Origin of the sequence: Flaviaesturariibacter aridisoli (assembly GCF_004343705.1) — a bacterium.
Taxonomy (GTDB): domain Bacteria; phylum Bacteroidota; class Bacteroidia; order Chitinophagales; family Chitinophagaceae; genus Flavisolibacter; species Flavisolibacter aridisoli.
In genome coordinates this window covers 37,857-53,188 of record NZ_SKFH01000034.1, presented here as the reverse complement: position 1 = coordinate 53,188, position 15,332 = coordinate 37,857, and the positions used below count along the sequence as shown (strand labels likewise).

Here is a 15,332-nt window from a genome sequence, read left to right as displayed (position 1 = left end):
GCGCCGGCGCGCGCCGCCGGCCTCTACCACTTCGCCCTGAACTACCCCAGCCGTAAAGACCTCGCCAACGCGCTCAAGCGCCTCCTGCAGGAGGGGCATCCCATCGACGGCGCCGCCGATCACACGACCCACCTGGCCCTCTACCTCCGCGACCCCGACGGCAACGGCATCGAGCTCGCCTGGGACCGCGATCCCTCCTTCTGGACCTACATGACCGATGGGAGCCTGACGCTGGAAAAAGTGCTGGGCGCCAACCAGCTGCTCGACGTGGAAGCCCTGCTGCGCGAGGCGGATGAAGAGGAGCGGCAGCAGGATGAGTAGCCCCGCCAAGAATCGAACTTGGATCTAGAGTTTAGGAAACTCCTATTCTATCCATTGAACTACGGGGCCAAAGCGCAAAACTAGTACTCTTTAGTCGTTGCTAGCGGTTTAGGACGTAGGAGTCGGAATTTTTGTAAGTTTCGTATTGTCGAATGCTATGGTGAGCCAGCATTTCAGACTTACATTTTTCAGTGGGAGAGTGTTACCACTTGAAATTAATACAAATTAATTAGTTCGTTTTTGGTAAGCAGTTTGTCATTCATGCCGTTCAATGAATACATTGTAAATTGGAATTACTTTGTGGACATTTCTGATTCCAATTTTATTTAGCTTTCAAACAGCACGGAAAATGTATATCAAGAAGATAGAAATCACAAATGTTCGCGCAATTGATCGTTTTGTGATGGAATTTGCGGAAGGCGAGGAGCCCGGATGGCATGTGCTGCTAGGCGAAAATGGTACGGGAAAATCTACTATTGCGCGTTCCATATCGGCTGTATTAATCGGGCCTGAAGACATTGGTCATGTGCGGCCAAATTGGGATGAGTGGTTAAAAATTGGTGAAGAAAGCGGCACCATCGAGCTTTTAATGAGTTTTAACGATCAATGGGATAAAACTGCCCAAACACGGCCACCTGCTGATCGTACATTCACATGCCAATTTACATTTCTAAGTAACGGCAGGGTTAAACTTGAAACGAATGCTTCAGCGAAAACCCGGAATCCTCTCAAATACAGCTGGTCGGGAAACAAAGGCTGGTTCTCTGCCGGCTATGGGCCTTTTAGGAGGTTGTCTGGTGGTGATCCTATCGAATTGCGACCTTTCTATTCTGCGCCTCGTGCGGGAGCTCATTTGAGTATGTTCGGAGAAAGTGTCGCCTTGACAGAGGCTTTGGTGTGGTTGAAAGATTTAGATAGAAGGCGATTGAAGGAGAATGAAATGAACGGATGGCTAACTGAAGCTGACATGGATTCAGGTGATGCAGGAAAAACGCTCTCCTTGATAAGACAATTCATTAATACTGCAGGGTTATTGCCATTCGGAGCACTGTTTCAAAATATTAATGCTGACGGAGAGCCCGTTTTTAAAGACGGCTTCGGAAATGATATCAAAATTGGTCAGTTAAGCGATGGCTACCGATCTGTACTAAGTATGGTCTTCGAACTTCTTCGACAACTATTCCTACAGTACTCACTGGATCGGGTGTTCGAAATCAGCTCATCAGACAATAAAATTAGTATGGTAGTCTCCGCACCAGGAGTTGTGATCATCGACGAAGTCGACGTTCACTTGCATCCTACTTGGCAGTCTGAAATAGGTCAATGGTTTCGTCAGAACTTTCCCAATATTCAGTTTATTGTAACTACACATAGTCCATTGATCTGCCGTGCAGCAGAACGAGGCAGCATTTGGAAACTAGCGAACCCCGGAGGTAAGGAGCGTGCTCATAAATTGAGTAAAATTGACAAAGACAAACTTGTCTATGGGGATATACTTGATGCATACGATACCGATGCATTCGGTGACGATATTGAACGGGGGAAGGAAGGGAGGAGTAAGCTTGAACGCTACCGTAAACTGACTTACAAGTTTCGGTACGGTCAAAAGATGACCCAAATAGAAAGCAGAGAACTCGCTTATCTCAAAACGCTCTTTGTTTCAAATGCTGAAAATTAAGAACAAGCGGCTCGATATCGCTACATTGAAGCACTTGGCTGCAAAACAGCTTCTGATTGATAGTCAGCCGACATTTACAGAGCGTACAGCAAAAGCCAAATCACTTTGGGGAAGTAAAACAAAATCTAAAGATGGTAAGGATGCTTTCAAAGTTATTGCCGAAAAACTTGACCTAATGTGTGTAGGGAAACGAATTTGCAATTACTGCGAACAAGCCGAGGCAATGGATATAGAACATATTCTCCCGAAGGGCTTTTTTCCTGAGAAAGCCTTCATATGGTCGAATTATTTGCTTGCTTGCAAGAATTGCAATACTGGTTACAAACTCGACAAAGCTTGGGTTTTTGTGCCTAAAGGTTCGAGCAATGTGGTGGAACTTATTCGAGGGGATGAGCCAGCATCCAATGATTCTGCTTTTATCGACCCTCGCCGCGAAGATCCAATGGACCTCATGCAGCTTGATTTGGCCGACTTTCAATTTTATGCTGCTGCAAAGTACCCGATGGGTTCTCAACAATTCGTAAAGGTCGAAAAAACGATAAGCATCTTACAACTTGACACGCGTGACAATTTAGTGCGCTATCGTAGGGATGCTTTCGTCAACTTTAAAAGAAGTCTTCGGGAATATGTTGCGGTAATGAATTCAACCGATTATGCGTCTCTCATACAAGCTACATACGGCGATCCTGCAATAGATTTACTACTTCCTTTCGACAAGCAGAAACGGAAAATACTTCGTGGGATCAAGAAGTCAATTCTTACAAGCTTGCATATTACAGTGTGGAGGGAAATGCAACGGCAGTTGGCTAGTATGCCAATCGATATCCAAGGTTTATTCAAGCAGTCTGGCGCAATCGATTGGTAAGCAATCAAGATTTTTCCTAGTTCCTCAATCTCAATAAAATGGAAAGGCCAGGAAGAACACCGCGCCTTCGCCTTCGCGGCCCTCCGCACGGATGCTTCCGCCGTGGCGCTCCATGATCTTCTGGCAAAGGGCGAGGCCGAGGCCCGTGCCTTCGAACTGGTCTTTGGAGTGCAGGCGGGTGAAGGGCTCGAAGATGCGCTTCGCCTGGTCGGGCGCGAAGCCGATACCGTTGTCGCGTACTTCGATGATAAGGTCGCCGGAGCTGGCGGGTGCCGTGAGGGTGAGCACCGGCGGGACGCCCGCGCGGGTGAACTTCAACGCGTTCTTTAACAGGTTGTAAAAGAGTTGGTACAGCAGCACCCGCGACCCTTTGAGCAGGGGGAGATCCTGGTAGTGCAGCGTCGCGTCTTTTTCGTGGATGGGCACTTCGAGGTCGACGGCGATCTCCTGCAGCAGGTCGGCGAGGTTCACGGGCTCAGGGCTGAACTCCTGGCCGTGCAGCAGCGAGTAGGCCAGTACGCCTTCTACCATGGCGTGCATGCGGTCGAGGGCGCCTTCCACTTTGTTGAGAAAAGTTTCGCCGGCGGGGCTGATGCTGCTGCGGGCTTCGTCGCGGTAGCAGCCCAGGAACAGGCGGGCCTTGCGCAGCGGTTCTTTCAGGTCGTGCGAGGCCACGTGGGCAAACTGCTGCAGGTCGTCGTTGGACTGCTGCAGCTGGCGCGTGCGCTCGCCCACGATCCGCTCGAGCGTTTCCTCGAAGCTTTTCTGCTCATGGATATCGAGCAGGGTTCCGGTCCATTTCGTCACCTGGCCCGCGCCGTCGCGAACGGGCTGCGCGATCGAGAGGTGCCAGCGGTATTCGCCGTCGCGGTTGCGGAGGCGCACCTGCTCCCGGAAGTCGGTAGCGGAGGCCATCGATTCTTGCCACACCTGCATCGCCCGCTCTTTGTCGTCGGGGTGAACCATGCTGGCCCAGGCCAGGTCGGCGTCCTCGATCCCCGAATATTCCTGCCAGCGGTTGGAGGCGTATTCGAGTTTGTGGCTCGTCGCGTCGCGCATCCAGGAAAGCTGCGGCAGCGCCTCGGTGAGCATCCGCAGGCGGGCTTCGCTGGCGCGGAGGGCTTCTTCGGCCTGGCGGCGCGCGGTGATGTCCACGCAGGCGCCGGTCATATAAGCGGGGCGGCCATCGGCGTCGAGGTAGGTTTTGCCTTTATCGTCGAGCCAGCGGATCGTTCCGTCGGGCCATACCACGCGGAATTGCAGGTCGAAGTCGGCGGCGCTGTCGGCACACTGGCAGCAGCATTCAATAACTGCGGCGCGATCGTCGGGGTGCACACATTCTATAAAGGAGTCGAGGCTGCGCACGGTTTGACCCGGCGGCAGACCGAAGAGGCGATCCAGGTTTTCGTCCCAGGAAAGCCCGTTGGTCTGGATGTTCCAGCGGAAGGTGCCGGTACCGGAGGCGGTGAGTGCGGCCTGGAGGCGCTGCTGCCCTTCGGTGAGCCAGTATTCGCTTTCCTTCCACGACGTGATGTCCTGCACGACGCCGGCGAAACGCGCGGCTTGCCCGGGTTGTGCGGGAAAGTATTTTCCTTTCGAGCGCAGCCAGCGGGTGCTGCCGTCGCTGGCGCTGCGCACGCGGTATTCCTGCTCCAGGATGCCGTTGCCGGCGGGGTCCTGTGCCGCTTCGAGGTTGGCGAGGGCGCGGGGCAGGTCGTCGGGGTGGATGGCAGCGCGGAATTCGGCCAGGGTGATCTCGGCTTCGGGGGGCAGGCCAAACAGCGCCTTGGTGCGGTCCGACCAGTTCATGCGGCCCAGCTCGGGAAAGAATTCATAGGTGCCCAAGGCTCCGCCTTCGAGGGAAAGGGCCCGGTGCAGCTCACTGTCGCGGAGCGCCTGTTGCAAGTCGTCGGGCGAGGACGCCTGCGCGGAAGGAAGGGCGGAGGGATATGGTTCCATGTTGCGGGGTCAAGGGAAGGGGTAAAGATAGGCGAAAGGAGGCGCTCCGGGAGGGTGGGGCGGGGCTCTTTGCCGTAAAAATACGGAGCCATTTACCGTATTTCCTCTATTGTTTGGGCCAGAATGTTGCACCAATTTTATGTCGCGCCGGTCAAACGGCACCTGTTACTGCAACCAAAACCCCTACTATATGCCTTACTTACTCCAATTCTGGATCCCGTTCCTTGTGCTCGGATCCGCGGTCGTTTTCTGTGACCGCCGCTGGTGCATGCTCCGCGACCTGACCCAACCCAGCCCACAGCCCTACAGCTGGAGCCGCGTGCAACTGGCCTGGTGGACGGTCATCATCCTCTCCAGCTTTATCGCCATCATCTGGATCGGTTACGTACCCGCCGGCAGCAGCGCCCGGGTGTACGAGGCGCCGGCGCTGAACGGCGCTGCCGTGGTCTTGCTGGGCATCAGTGCCCTCACCACCGTCACCGCCCGCACCCTCGATGCCAACAGCCCCCCGATCCACCACACCCTGGGCGGCCGCGGCAACGGCGAGAACTTTTTCCTGGACATCCTTTCCGACAACATGGGCGTGTCCATCTCGCGGTTCCAGACCGTGGTGTTCAACTTCGTGTTCGGCGTCTGGTACGTGCGCGAGGTGCTGGCTCACCTGGACCATTTCAAGGATCCCAGCTTCGTGATGCCCGACATTTCGCAGAATAACCTCATCCTGCTCGGTATGAGCTCGGCCACCTACGCGGTGATGAAAGTGACGGAAAACAAGGAGAAGCAAAACAAGCTGGAGGCTGCCGCCGCCGCGGGCGCTGCGGTCGGGGCCACGGTGCCCGATACGGCTATCGATCCCGAACCGGCGGTGGGTTAGGGTTATGGTCAATGAGTAATGAGTAATGAGTAATGAGTAATGAGTAGGTGTTGCGCCGAACCAGTTACCAATAGACCAATAGACCATTCGACCAATCCACCCGACTCCAAACCCCCAACTCCAAACCACAAACTGTTTTTATGTTCCAGGATAAATACGCCATCTCGGCCCAACTCCTTCCCAGCGGCACCCGGCGCCGCAGCGGGCGCATGCTCGGTCCCGTTAAGTTCATCGTGGCCCACGACACCGGAAACCCCGGCTCATCGGCCCGCATGAATGTCAACTATTACATCAGCACCGCCAACGGGCAGTCGGCCTCGGCGCACCTGTTCGTGGACGATAAAGAGATCCTCGAGTGTGTGCCCGCACTGTTGTCACGGCCCGAAAAGGCCTGGCACGTGCTGTACAACATGCCCAAGGACAATGAGCTCTACGGCGCCGACGCCAACGACTCCGCCATCGGCGTGGAATACTGCTATGGCGGCGGCATCGACGACGACAAGAGCTACGCCAAGTACGTATGGCTGCTGGCGAAGCTTTGCTACGAGTTCAAGCTCGACCCGGCCACCTCGGTCGTAGGCCACTTCTTCCTCGACCCCAAACGCAAGACCGACCCCGTGACCGGTCTCGCCCACAGCCGCCGCACCTACGAGCGCCTGCTGCAGGACGTGGTAACGGAGTACAACGAGTGCACCGGCCAGGGCGGGGCGCCGGCCTATACCGAAACACCCGTGTCGGCAACAGCCAATACGCTGGTGAAGCTCAACCTGCGCAGCGCACCGAGCACCCGCGCCGGGCTTGTGCAAACCCTTGCCGCCCGCACGCCACTGCAGCTCGTGGCCCGCATCGACAACGGCGAGCCGGTGAATAACAACCGCGTGTGGTACAAAGACCGTAACGGCAACTATTGCTGGAGCGGCGGCATCCAGTTGGGTGCAGCAGCAGCTCCCCTCTCCCCCGGAGCGGGGTCGGGGGTGAGGGCCGCCCCCCTTACCTTGGGGAAGGGGTTGGGGGATGGGTCTGCGAGCGGTGGTGCTCCGCTACTGGGCTACCGTCCCGACCAGAAGTGTATCGACTTCATCAAGTCGCACGAAGGATTCAAGCTCTCGGCCTACCAGGACAGCGCCGGCATCTGGACGATCGGCTACGGCTCCATCCTCTACGAAGACCGCAGCAAGGTGAAGCCCGGCGACCAGATCACCTCCGACCGCGCCGAGACGCTGCTGGCCATGGAGGTGGAGGAGAAGAGTGAAACGGTAAAGCGGATGATCCAGAACCCAAAGCTCAATCAGAACCAGTTCGACGCCCTCGTAAGCTTCGCCTATAACGTGGGCACCGAAGCGCTGCGCGGCTCCACCCTCCTGCGGCGCGTCAACGCCAACCCCGAAGACCCGAGCATCCGTGAGGCCTTCCGCATGTGGAACAAGGCGCATGTAGACGGGCAATTGGTGGAGATCGCCGGGCTGACGAAGCGGCGGGATGAGGAGGCGGATTTGTATTTCTCGTGACGGTAACCATTTCATTTAAATAACTACTAAAACTTTTTTATGCCTGACAATACTCAGGGTAACATTGTTCCCCCTGTTGTTGCACCCAGTTCCCAGGAAACGGTGCATTTCGACCTGTATAAAATCGCACAGACGGACGAGCCCATTACCGTGAATGTGATCCCCGGAGATACCGGGCAGCTTTCGCAAACAGATATTTCCGTGGATGGTAGCCCCATCGTATCCAACCAGCAAGGGGCGATCAACGGCTGCGCCATCGGGACCAACAATTCACTCCGCGGGCAGTTTCTGAACGTGGTCACCACGGTGACCGATATGCCCGGAGATACGATGGAGACGAGTTTCCGGTTCGAACTCAATGGTGGTCTGCAGCCGTATAAATACTCTATGGCAAAGACAGTCCAGTCGGTCGGCGAAACCGTTATCTATCGCATTAAAATCTTTTTCACCATTCACTAATCGTCATGGCAAAATCCATCATCGCCGCCTTGTCGTTGCTCACGATCGCGGCCGCGGGACAGGCGCAGGTAAAGGTCGATACCACAATCAAGCTCGATCTGCTGCAAGCGCCCGTGAATCCAGCCTTCAACATTTTAGGAATCAGCAACACCGACATTGAGCGGCCCACCGACCTGACCTCTTTCTCGGCCTCCCTGCAGCAGGCATCCAATAATTTCACCTCGTTTCCCAACAGCTACGCGGCACAGGTTGCACCGTTTCTCCTGCGGAAGGACAAGTATAGCCTGGCCGATTTCCGGGGTCAAAAAAATGCGATACCGCAGTCCTTTCTTGTTTCATTAGGGTTTACCCACCAAGGACCGAAAGGGCAAGAGAACGTGGACAGCCTGAAAACCACCAAGCTGGGTTTGGGCCTGAAGGTGTCGCTCATCCGACCGAATTGGTCAGAGCACACAAGCGCATTGTTCGACACGCTGATCCAGCGTCAACAGCGACTCAAGAACGTTTATACATCCGTTTTTGAAAGAATGTCTGGTCAGCTTTGGAAAAAGCAAGATACCTTATCGGGCCTCGAAAGGCAGGGTGACCTGTCCGATGCTGACCGGGCGACCTTTCAGCGTTTGGTAGTTGAAATCGGCACGCTGACCACTCAGCTTCACAATGCCGCCGTGCAGGCAGCAGATAGTAGCGCAGCCTTCCAGTCATTGAAAAATGCTGCAGCCAGTTTCAAATCGGAGCGCATCGGCTTCGCCGTTGATTTGAACTCCGGCTTCGCTATGAATTTTCGCCAGAATAATTTCGATGATGCGCAACTATATCGCGGTGGTGTTTGGATCACCGCAGGTTTTGAAGGCGGCAATAAAAGGATATCTGCCTTGGCGTTGTTGCGCTATCTCTATCATCCGGATACTGCGTTTGCAGGGAATGTTCCAAATGGCATTCAGTACTCGACCTTCGATGCCGGGGGCAAGTTGCTGGTGCCTGCGATGGAGGGGAAATTCGTTTTCAACGTAGAAGCGATCTACCGCAGTGTCCTGAAGAAAAATGTGCTCGATCCTTCCTGGCGCGTAGTGCTCAATACGGAGTACGACCTCGGATTGAACAAGAAGCTCACATTTGCCTTCGGACGCGACTTTGATGGGACCGTTACCAAAGGAGGAAATCTCGTTGCCGCAATCAATTTCATAGCTGGATTCGGAAGTGAGCGAAAGATCAGTAAGTAAGCTTTGCTTTTCATAGAGCCGGCAATTTTGCAACTTCGCCGACAATGCTCCACTACTACCTCGTCTACAAACCCTTCAATACCCTCTCGCAATTCACACCCGAGGCGCCCGGCGATCAAACGCTGGGTGACCTCGGGTTTTCGTTTCCCGACGATGTGTACCCCGTGGGGCGGCTGGATAAGGACAGCGAAGGACTGCTGCTGCTCACCAACGACAACAAGCTCAAGACCCGCTACCTCGACCCGAAGAGCAAGACGCCCAAGACCTACTGGGCGCAGGTGGAAGGGGTTATCAGCGACGAAGCGATCACGGCACTGAGGGGAGGGATTACGATCAACGAGAAGGGCAAAACGTACCGCACCCTGCCTGCGCTGGCCCGCCGCCTCGACGAGGAGCCTGAACTGCCGCCGCGCAACCCGCCGGTGCGCTACCGCAAAGAGATTCCCACCTCCTGGGTCGAGCTTACCCTGGTGGAAGGCAAGAACCGGCAGGTGCGCCGCATGACTGCCGCCGTGGGCTTTCCCACGCTCCGCCTCGTGCGTGCGGCCATCGGCCCGCTGCACCTCGGCCGCCTGCAGCCGGGCGAAGTGCGGGTCATCAAGCGCCCGCAGGGTATGTAACCGCTCCCGGCGCTCGGGGACGACTCCCAGGTGTTTCCCTGTCCCCCGAATGGGTTAGGAAGGTGTTTCGGTCTCCCATTCGCCGCCTGGAATCCACCGGTCGTCTAAAACAAAGCCCTTAGCGCCGGCTAGGGGTGTGCTTTCGTTTTGTCGTCCGGATGGCTTACCGCTGCCGGGTTCACCAACCGCATTATGTATCCCATGATCACACTCCAATTTCCCAACTTCAGCGCCATGAAAAGCATGGTGGAGCGCAGCAGTCTCCTTGTCTGCAGCTTCGATATCCTCAACTACACCATCACGGGAAAGTTTCCGCCCGAGCTCGTCAACCAGGCCATCTCCCAGCTTGGCGCCTCGCATTTCCGTAAGAATTAGGGCTTCGTAAGGCCAGAAGGATTAGTGAAAAGGGCTGTTTTAGCGTAATTTGCGCGCAGCCGGTGTCCGGCGACTCCCCTTAACTGACCTTTCATGATCCTTATCGTCGACGATAAGCCCGAAAATATTTTCGCCCTGCAGCGCATACTGGAAGTGAACCAGTTTGCCACCGACGCCGCCTCTTCCGGCGAAGAAGCCCTTAAAAAGCTCTTAAAGACCGACTACGCCCTCGTTATTCTCGATGTGCAAATGCCCGGGATGGACGGATTCGAAGTGGCCGAAGCCATCACCAGCTTCAACAAGACCCGCGACATTCCCATTATCTTCCTTTCGGCCGTCAACACGCACAAGCGCTTTGTAACGAAAGGCTTCGAGTCGGGCGCCGTCGACTACATCACCAAGCCCGTCGACCCCGACATCCTCATCCTCAAGGTTCGCAACTTTTACCGGCTCTACGAAAAAACGCAGGCCCTCAAGGCCGCCGAACGCGAGCTGAAAGCCCTCAATGAAAGCCTCGAACGCCGCGTGGCCGAGCGTACACGCGAGTTGCTGGAAACGAACCGTGAGCTGGAGATCTCCAACCACGACCTGCAGCAGTTTGCCTCCGTGGCCTCGCACGACCTGCGCGAGCCGCTGCGCAAAATCCAGCTTTTCGGCAACATGCTCCGCGACGACGCCGGCCTCCAGGGCCGTCACGCCACCAACCTCGAAAAGATCATCCGGTCGGCCGAACGGATGAACAACCTCATCCAGGACCTGCTGAGCGTTACGAAGCTGTCCGAAGCCGAACGCTTTGAATATGTGTCGCTGACGAGTCTCCTGCAAGATGTGCTCTCCGACCTCGAGCTGGTGATCCGCGAAAAAGGCGCCCGCGTGGCGTTCGGCGAGCTGCCCTCGGTAGAGGTCATTCCCGGCCTTATCCGCCAGCTGTTTCTCAACATCGTGTCCAACGCCCTCAAGTTTGCCAAGCCGGGCGAAGCGCCCCGGGTGGAGGTGCGCGCCGATTTTACCGACCGGCCCGACCCCGATGCACCCGGACACCCGGACGGCAATTTCTGCCGCATCCGCATCGCCGACCAGGGCATCGGCTTCGATGAAAAATACACGGCCAAGATCTTTACCCTCTTCCAGCGCCTCCACGGTCGCGAGGAATACGAAGGCACCGGCATCGGCCTGGCCATCGTCAAGAAAATCGTGGAAAAACACAGCGGTCTCATCTTCGCGCGGAGCCGCCCCGGCGAGGGCGCCTGCTTTATCATCTTGCTACCGGCGCGTCGCGACAGCGCGCCCGCTTCCAACACGGAAAGCGCTACCGTCAACGGAACCCCCATATGAAAAAAGTTTTCCTGAGGTTGCCCCTCCCGGTCAAGCTGATGCTGGCCGTCCTTATCCCGCTGGTGCTGCTCGTTTTCTTCGCCATCCAGATCTTTCGCGAAAAGGCCGAGCGCATGGAGCTGCTGGGCAATTACCAGTTCGCCATCAACCGCTCGGCGCAGATCAGCCAGCTGGTAGACGCGCTGCAGGCCGAACGCCGCTATGCCTTTGGCTATGCGCTGAAAAACGAGTTTCGCACCGAGCTCGTCACCCAGCGCTCCCGCACGGATGCCATGCTGCAGCAATTGCTTGAGCTGGACAGCAGCCTGCGCAACATGCCGGCCTATACCTTCCTCGACAGCCTGCCGGCCGTACGCCGCCAGGTAGACGACCAGGTGGTGGCGCCCCCGCTGGTGATGAACTATTACACCAACGTCATCTTCCGCGTCAATACGTTCAACGGTGTGTCGATGGGCGCCAACCAGCTGCTGCGGCCGATCGCCCCCGAGCTGACCTCGCAGAAGCTATTGTCCGAGATGGTTACTTACCTGGGTATCCTGCGCGCGAGCATTTACATGCAGCTGCACCTGCACCAGCTTAACGGCACGTCGGTGGAAGGGCTGCGCGGGATCTACGACATTTTTAAAAGCTTTGAACACGAATTCCGGGCAAAGGGCTCCGATTCGGCCCAGCATGCCTACGATGTCCTGCTTGCCCAGTCTGCGCTCCGGCCTACCTACCAGTTTGTAGATACGCTGTTCCGCGGCGCGGCGATCGACTCCAACTACAACGCCGAACGCTGGTGGGACATCTCCGCCAACGGGGTCGACCAGCTCCGGTCGCTGCAACGCGCCACCCTCAACAAGGCGCAGAAAGGCGTGCAGCAGCTGTACGACGAGGAGCGTGAAAGGCGCGACAAATCGCTGGTATACCTCATCGCGGCCCTCGTGCTCGTGGCCTTCGTGGTATCGACGGTGATCGTAAGCATCAGCCGCCAGCTCAATGAGCTTAATGAAGCCGCGGTGCGGATCGCGCGTGGCGAAACCGGCGTGCACCTGCAGCCGCAGGCCAACGACGTGGTGGGCAGCCTTACCCGCTCGGTGATGTCGATCGACGCCTCCAACCAGCGCCTGGCGGAAGCGGCCGACGCCATCGGCAGCGGCCGCTTCGACCTCGACGTGCACGCACGCAGCGAAGAAGATGTGCTCGGCAACGCCGTGGTACGGATGAAATCCGACCTGCAGCAATATGCGCAGGAAAGCGAGGACAAGCTGTGGCAGGCAGCGGGCATGGATGCCGTCAACGAATGTATCCGCGGCGAAAAAGATCCCGCACGGCTTGCTTACGATGCGCTGCAGACCATCGCCGACTATTGCGGCGCGCAGGTAGGCCTTTGCTACGTGCGCCAGCAGGACCACCTCGAGCACCGGGCCTCTTATGCGGTGGACGATGAAAGCAAGGTGCAGAAGCAAATCGCCTTTGGAGAAACCCTCGTGGGCGAGGCCGCCCGGAAGCAGAAGCTGATGCAGCTGGCCAATGTGCCCGAGCAATTTGTAAAAGTGCGCACCGGCAGCGGTGAGGCCGCGCCCACGCAGGTGGTCATCCTGCCCCTCGTGTTCAACGAACGCACCGAGGGGGTACTCGAGCTTGCCGCGCTGCAACCCTTCACGCCGCGTGTGCTGGCTTTCCTCCAGCAGCTGCAGTCCGTGGTAGGCGTGGCGCTGCATACGGCGCGCAACCGCGCCCGCCTGCAGGAGCTGCTCCACGAAACGCAGGCACAATCCGAAGAACTCCAGGCACAGCACCAGGAATTGGAAAACATCAACGCCGAACTCGAAGCGCAGGCCGAAAAACTGCAGGCTTCCGAAGAGGAGCTGCGCGTGCAGCAGGAAGAACTGATGGAGGCCAACCAGGAGCTGGAGGAACGCACCCGGCTACTCGAGGAGCGCAACCTGCTCATCGCGCAACGCAACCGCGAGATCCAGCAAAAGGCCGAGGAGCTGGCGGTCAGCACCCGCTACAAATCGGAGTTTCTGGCCAACATGAGCCACGAGCTGCGCACGCCGCTCAACTCGATCCTGCTGCTGTCGCGCCTGCTGGCCGAGAATATAGAAAAGAACCTCAGCACCGACCAGGTGGAATATGCCCAGGTGATTCAAAGCTCCGGGCAGGGGCTGCTGGCGCTTATCGACGAGATCCTCGACCTGTCGAAGATCGAGGCCGGCAAGATGGAGCTCGAGTTCCTCCCCGTGCCGCCGGCGTCGCTCGTGCACGACCTGCGCGGCATGTTTGTGCCGCTGGCGCAGGACAAGGGCCTCCGCTTCGAAGTGGAGCTGGATCCCTCGCTGCCCGGGCAGATCGAAACCGACAAAATGCGCCTCGAGCAGGTGCTCAAGAACCTATTGTCGAACGCGCTCAAGTTTACTACCGAAGGCAGCGTAACGCTGAAGCTCGAAGCCGGCGCGCCCGGCTATGTGCGCTTCGCGGTGCGCGACACGGGCATCGGCATTCCCGCCGACAAGCAGGCCCTTGTATTCGAAGCCTTCCGCCAGGCCGACGGCTCTACGCGGCGTAAATACGGCGGCACGGGCCTCGGTCTTTCAATCAGCCGTGAGCTGACGCGCCTGCTGGGCGGTGAGCTGCGCCTCGAAAGCGAGCCTGAAAAAGGGAGCACCTTTTACTTTGAGCTGCCCGAGACGCGGAAGATCGCCGAAGCCGCCGCCAGCCCGCCGCCCGCGGCCCTGCCTACGCGCCCCGACCCGGCCCCTGCGCCCGTAACGCCCGGCCCCGCCGAACCGGCAGCCGCCGTGGCCGCCCCGCAGCGGCATACCGCCGTCAACATACCGGCGCCCGTGCCCGACGACCGCGACGCCATCACTCCCGGCGACAACGTGATCCTCATCATCGAAGACGATACCGGCTTTGCACGCGCCCTGCTGGAGTTTACGCGCCAGCGCAACTACAAGGGCCTCGTGGCTGTTCGCGGCGACGAAGGCATCGAGCTCGCCCGCCACTTCCTGCCCAAAGGCATCCTCCTCGACATCCAGCTGCCGGTAAAAGACGGCTGGGAGGTGATGGACGCGCTGAAGCAGGACCCGCTCACGCGGCCTATACCGGTGCACATGATGTCGTCGCTCGAAGCACGCCGCGAAAGCCGCATGAAGGGAGCCGTGGATTTCATCAGCAAGCCGATGGCTTTTGAGCAGATGCAGGACGTGTTTCAGAAGCTGGAGCAGGTGGTGAACAAGGAACACAAGAAGGTGCTGATCGTGGAAGAAAACGCACGCCACGCCCAGGCGCTGGCCTACTTCCTGGAAACCTTTAACGTCAACGCGCAGATCGCCGGCTCCGTGTCGGCATCGGGCGCAGCGCTGCAGCGTGAAGACGTCGATTGTGTCATCCTCGACATGGGCGTGCCCGACCCGCAGGCCTACGAAACGCTCGAGTCGCTCAAGCAGCAGGCGGGTCTCGACAGCCTGCCCATTATCGTATTTACGGGCCGCAGCCTCTCGCGCAACGAGGAGCTGCGCATCAAGCAATACGCCGATTCGATCGTGGTGAAGACGGCGCATTCCTACCAACGCATCCTCGACGAGGTATCGCTGTTTCTGCACCTGGTAGAAGAGCAGGAGGGCGATAAACCGAAACGCAAAGGCAAGCTCGGCGCGCTGGGCGAGGTGCTGACCGGAAAGAAGATCCTCATTGCCGACGACGACGTGCGCAACATCTTTTCACTGTCGAAAGCACTGGAGCCGCACGGCATGGAAGTGCTGTCGGCCACCGACGGCCGCGAGGCACTGCAACAACTCAGGGAACACCCAGACGTAGACGTGGTGCTGATGGATATCATGATGCCCGAGATGGACGGCTACGAAGCCATGCAGGCCATCCGTAGAAATACGGACTTCCGCAGCCTGCCCATCATCGCCGTCACCGCCAAGGCCATGAGCGGCGACCGCGAGAAGTGCATCCAGGCCGGCGCCTCCGACTACATTTCCAAGCCCGTGGACGTAGACCAGCTACTCTCGCTGCTCCGGGTATGGCTGTACGAGTAATGGGATAATGGGGCAATGGGATAATGGGATGATGAGTAAAGAGTAATGAGCAATCAGTAATGAGTTTAAGCGTTGAACGGT

At 57.6% G+C, this 15,332-nt stretch carries 12 protein-coding genes and 1 tRNA gene; 11 read left to right on the top strand and 2 right to left on the bottom strand.

Annotated features, from left to right (window positions below):
- Nucleotides 1–321, top strand: a 321-nt coding sequence (locus tag E0486_RS15595) for a VOC family protein (RefSeq protein ID WP_207906275.1), incomplete at its 5' end; no start/stop codon positions are given.
- Here E0486_RS15595 and E0486_RS15590 read toward each other — a convergent pair.
- Nucleotides 319–390, bottom strand: a tRNA-Arg gene (locus E0486_RS15590). The two genes, E0486_RS15595 and E0486_RS15590, sit on opposite strands and share 3 nt — an antisense overlap.
- 280 nt (nucleotides 391–670) lie before the next feature.
- Between E0486_RS15590 and E0486_RS15585 the strand changes: the two genes are divergently transcribed.
- Both E0486_RS15585 and E0486_RS15580 read left to right on the top strand, forming a co-directional pair.
- The gene (locus E0486_RS15585) at nucleotides 671–1,999 is read left to right on the top strand and encodes an AAA family ATPase (protein WP_131853453.1); all 1,329 of its coding nucleotides are present in this window, start codon (nucleotides 671–673) and stop codon (nucleotides 1,997–1,999) included.
- A complete protein-coding gene (locus E0486_RS15580; protein WP_131853451.1) occupies nucleotides 1,986–2,864 on the top strand; it encodes an HNH endonuclease family protein in 879 nt (292 codons plus the stop codon). The genes E0486_RS15585 and E0486_RS15580 overlap by 14 nt, the downstream gene beginning before the upstream one ends.
- 30 nt (nucleotides 2,865–2,894) lie before the next feature.
- On the opposite strand, the gene E0486_RS15575 is transcribed toward E0486_RS15580, so the two are convergent.
- A complete protein-coding gene (locus E0486_RS15575) occupies nucleotides 2,895–4,823 on the bottom strand; it encodes a sensor histidine kinase (protein WP_131853449.1) in 1,929 nt (642 codons plus the stop codon).
- A gap of 190 nt (nucleotides 4,824–5,013) precedes the next feature.
- Here E0486_RS15575 and E0486_RS15570 point away from each other — a divergent pair, with 190 nt between their 5' ends.
- From E0486_RS15570 to E0486_RS15540, 8 genes are all read left to right on the top strand, one after another.
- Nucleotides 5,014–5,697, top strand: a complete 684-nt coding sequence (locus tag E0486_RS15570) for a hypothetical protein (RefSeq protein WP_131853447.1) — start codon at nucleotides 5,014–5,016, stop codon at nucleotides 5,695–5,697.
- A gap of 140 nt (nucleotides 5,698–5,837) precedes the next feature.
- Nucleotides 5,838–7,205 carry a glycoside hydrolase family protein gene (locus tag E0486_RS15565; RefSeq protein WP_131853445.1) on the top strand — a complete coding sequence of 456 codons (1,368 nt, stop codon included), beginning with the start codon at nucleotides 5,838–5,840 and terminating at the stop codon, nucleotides 7,203–7,205.
- A gap of 39 nt (nucleotides 7,206–7,244) precedes the next feature.
- On the top strand, nucleotides 7,245–7,664 hold the full coding sequence (locus E0486_RS15560; RefSeq protein ID WP_131853443.1) for a hypothetical protein: 420 nt from the start codon (nucleotides 7,245–7,247) through the stop codon (nucleotides 7,662–7,664).
- A 5-nt stretch (nucleotides 7,665–7,669) separates the two neighbouring features.
- Complete coding sequence (locus E0486_RS15555; RefSeq protein ID WP_131853441.1) at nucleotides 7,670–8,887, top strand: hypothetical protein; 1,218 nt, start codon at nucleotides 7,670–7,672, stop codon at nucleotides 8,885–8,887.
- 44 nt (nucleotides 8,888–8,931) lie between these two features.
- Complete coding sequence (locus tag E0486_RS15550; RefSeq protein ID WP_131853438.1) at nucleotides 8,932–9,507, top strand: pseudouridine synthase; 576 nt, start codon at nucleotides 8,932–8,934, stop codon at nucleotides 9,505–9,507.
- Nucleotides 9,508–9,708: 201 nt separating this feature from the next.
- On the top strand, nucleotides 9,709–9,882 hold the full coding sequence (locus E0486_RS18990) for a hypothetical protein (RefSeq protein ID WP_165917368.1): 174 nt from the start codon (nucleotides 9,709–9,711) through the stop codon (nucleotides 9,880–9,882).
- Between the two features lie 93 nt (nucleotides 9,883–9,975).
- Nucleotides 9,976–11,217, top strand: coding sequence for a sensor histidine kinase (locus E0486_RS15545; protein ID WP_131853436.1), 1,242 nt, complete (start codon nucleotides 9,976–9,978; stop codon nucleotides 11,215–11,217).
- Nucleotides 11,214–15,251: a response regulator gene (locus E0486_RS15540; protein ID WP_131853434.1), complete on the top strand. Its 4,038-nt coding sequence runs from the start codon at nucleotides 11,214–11,216 to the stop codon at nucleotides 15,249–15,251. The genes E0486_RS15545 and E0486_RS15540 overlap by 4 nt, the downstream gene beginning before the upstream one ends.
- The last annotated feature ends 81 nt before the right edge of the window (nucleotides 15,252–15,332 follow it).

Coding starts and splice junctions, on each gene's coding strand:
- E0486_RS15575 (WP_131853449.1), bottom strand. CDS start 4,823: ATGGAACCATATCCCTCCGCCCTTCCTTCCGCGCAGGCGTCCTCGCCC.
- E0486_RS15555 (WP_131853441.1), top strand. CDS start 7,670: ATGGCAAAATCCATCATCGCCGCCTTGTCGTTGCTCACGATCGCGGCC.
- E0486_RS18990 (WP_165917368.1), top strand. CDS start 9,709: ATGATCACACTCCAATTTCCCAACTTCAGCGCCATGAAAAGCATGGTG.
- E0486_RS15545 (WP_131853436.1), top strand. CDS start 9,976: ATGATCCTTATCGTCGACGATAAGCCCGAAAATATTTTCGCCCTGCAG.
- E0486_RS15540 (WP_131853434.1), top strand. CDS start 11,214: ATGAAAAAAGTTTTCCTGAGGTTGCCCCTCCCGGTCAAGCTGATGCTG.
- E0486_RS15580 (WP_131853451.1), top strand. CDS start 1,986: ATGCTGAAAATTAAGAACAAGCGGCTCGATATCGCTACATTGAAGCAC.
- E0486_RS15550 (WP_131853438.1), top strand. CDS start 8,932: ATGCTCCACTACTACCTCGTCTACAAACCCTTCAATACCCTCTCGCAA.
- E0486_RS15560 (WP_131853443.1), top strand. CDS start 7,245: ATGCCTGACAATACTCAGGGTAACATTGTTCCCCCTGTTGTTGCACCC.
- E0486_RS15570 (WP_131853447.1), top strand. CDS start 5,014: ATGCCTTACTTACTCCAATTCTGGATCCCGTTCCTTGTGCTCGGATCC.
- E0486_RS15565 (WP_131853445.1), top strand. CDS start 5,838: ATGTTCCAGGATAAATACGCCATCTCGGCCCAACTCCTTCCCAGCGGC.
- E0486_RS15585 (WP_131853453.1), top strand. CDS start 671: ATGTATATCAAGAAGATAGAAATCACAAATGTTCGCGCAATTGATCGT.